The following is a 1,974-nucleotide window of genomic DNA, read 5'->3' as shown; positions in this document are numbered from 1 at the left end:
GTTGTAGTCACTGGCGATGGCGCAAAGCAGGTTGCCGACAATAAAGATGCCCATCAACGCGACCAGTGCAGCCTTGCGTGGCAGTTTTGCCGTGGCCAGGGCCATGAACGGTGCACCGATGGCCACGCCGAGGGCGTAGCCGGTCACCAGCCAGCCGGCGCCGGGGATCGACACACCGAGGTCGGCCGCCACATCGGGCAGCAGGCCCATGATGACGAACTCGGTGGTGCCGATGGCGAAGGCGCTCAAGGCGAGTATGAGTAGCGAGAGGGGCATGCAGGTTTCCTTGTCGGCTGGCTGACGTTAAGGGTCAGAGCTCTTTACTGAGGGTGCTGAGGAACGCCTGGATCACGTCCTCGTTACGTTTGAAAAAGTGCCATTGACCGGCCTTCTGGCTGCTGATCAGACCGGCGCGTTGCAACGTTGCCAGGTGTGCCGAGACAGTCGATTGCGACAGGCCGCAGCGCTGATCGATCTGCCCGGCGCAGATGCCGTACTCGTGGTTGTGCAACTGTTCCGGGAACTCGCCTTTCGGGTCTTTCAGCCAGTTGAGGATGTCTCGCCGTACTGGGTGCGCCAGGGCTTTTATTATTTCGTCGAGGTCAAGGTTCATGGCAGGGTGCTCGTGTGTGTACAACGCTATATCGCGATGAGGCGAACTTTAAATCGTTAGTTCGCGATACACCAATATGATTTTGATCTGAACTCAGCATAAATCGGTATATCGGGTTATAACGATACATGGGGTGTTGATTGCAGGACGCAGTGCTAAGCTGCGCCCATGAACTATCTCGCACATTTGCACCTCGGTGGCCAGCGTCCTGGCCAGTTACTCGGCAGTCTCTATGGCGACTTCGTCAAAGGCCGGCTGCAAGGGCAGTTCGCTCCGGAGGTCGAGGCGGCCATTCAACTGCATCGACGGATTGACGTATTTACCGATCGTCATCCGTTGGTGGACACCGCCCTCGGGCGCTTTACCCAGACCCGCCGGCGTTATGCCGGGATCGTCCTCGATGTGTTTTTTGATCATTGCCTGGCGCGGGACTGGACGCTGTATGCCGATCAGCCGCTGGAGCACTTCACCGCAGATGTGTATCGGGTGCTGTCCCGTGAACCGCAATTGCCCGAGCGACTGGCGAAGATTGCCCCGCACATGGTCGCCAATGACTGGCTGGGCTCGTATCAGGAGTTTGAAGTGCTGGAGCAGGTATTGCGCGGGATCTCGCGGCGGTTGACTCGGCCGGAAGAACTGGCGGGGGCGATGCAGGAATTGCGGCGGTTGTATGAGCCGCTGAGTGAAGATTTCGCTTTGTTCTACCCGCAACTTCAGGACTTCGCCCAAAACCCGTCAATGACATAAAACCAATGTGGGAGCGAGCTTGCTCGCGAAGGCGTCGTGTCAGCCAACATCAACTTTGAATGACATACCGCTTTCGCGAGCAAGCTCGCTCCCACAGGGGAGAAATGTGCTTCAGGCGGCGATCAGCTCGCCGGCACGACGTGGTTCAGCGGGTTTCGCCACCTCACCAAACAACGCCTTCTGCACCGCCTGCTGCGCTTCAAACGCCAATGCCGCACGCTCACGACCCTGGCAGGCAATCGGCTTGAGCAGGTGCACTTCTACGTCACCGCAATCGTGGCTGAACAGACGCATCAGGTGCGAAAGCAAATCGTCGTCACCAATGAACGGCGCCAGCGCGTCGATTTCGCCATCGCGCAGATAACGGATCGCCACCGGTTGCAGCATCACTTGCGAATCAATCGCCGCCGACAACAGGCGCCCATGGAAGGTCCGCAGCGAGCGGCCGTCGGTGGTGGTGCCTTCCGGGAACATCAGCAGCGCATGATCGGTTTGCAGGTGACGGGTCATCTGCTTGCGGATCAACTGGCTGTCGCCCGAACCGCGACGGATGAACAGACTGCCGGCCTTGGCCGCCAGCCAGCCGGCCACCGGCCAGGTGCGCACTTCGGCCT

The 1,974-nt window shown here is 59.4% G+C and carries 4 protein-coding genes; 1 reads left to right on the top strand and 3 read right to left on the bottom strand.

Translation table 11 applies throughout. From position 1 onward, the window contains the following. Both DBR24_RS05625 and DBR24_RS05620 read right to left on the bottom strand, forming a co-directional pair. Positions 1 to 276, bottom strand: a 276-nt coding sequence (locus DBR24_RS05625; RefSeq protein ID WP_146188965.1) for an MFS transporter, incomplete at its 3' end; no start/stop codon positions are given. 34 nt (positions 277 to 310) lie between these two features. Then, the gene (locus DBR24_RS05620) at positions 311 to 613 is read right to left on the bottom strand and encodes a helix-turn-helix transcriptional regulator (RefSeq protein WP_016771327.1); all 303 of its coding nucleotides are present in this window, start codon (positions 611 to 613) and stop codon (positions 311 to 313) included. 168 nt (positions 614 to 781) lie between these two features. Between DBR24_RS05620 and DBR24_RS05615 the strand changes: the two genes are divergently transcribed. Further along, positions 782 to 1,360, top strand: coding sequence for an ACP phosphodiesterase (locus tag DBR24_RS05615; RefSeq protein WP_128614154.1), 579 nt, complete (start codon positions 782 to 784; stop codon positions 1,358 to 1,360). A gap of 111 nt (positions 1,361 to 1,471) precedes the next feature. On the opposite strand, the gene DBR24_RS05605 is transcribed toward DBR24_RS05615, so the two are convergent. Further along, on the bottom strand, positions 1,472 to 1,974 hold a 503-nt coding region (locus tag DBR24_RS05605), incomplete at its 5' end, for a 1-acyl-sn-glycerol-3-phosphate acyltransferase (RefSeq protein ID WP_146188964.1).

Source organism: Pseudomonas sp. HMWF006 (genome assembly GCF_003061205.1).
Lineage (GTDB): Bacteria > Pseudomonadota > Gammaproteobacteria > Pseudomonadales > Pseudomonadaceae > Aquipseudomonas > Aquipseudomonas monsensis.
Note: the sequence above shows the minus strand (reverse complement) of the source record. Positions and strands in the feature narration are given on the sequence as shown.

Coding starts and splice junctions, on each gene's coding strand:
- DBR24_RS05620 (WP_016771327.1), bottom strand. CDS start 613: ATGAACCTTGACCTCGACGAAATAATAAAAGCCCTGGCGCACCCAGTA.
- DBR24_RS05615 (WP_128614154.1), top strand. CDS start 782: ATGAACTATCTCGCACATTTGCACCTCGGTGGCCAGCGTCCTGGCCAG.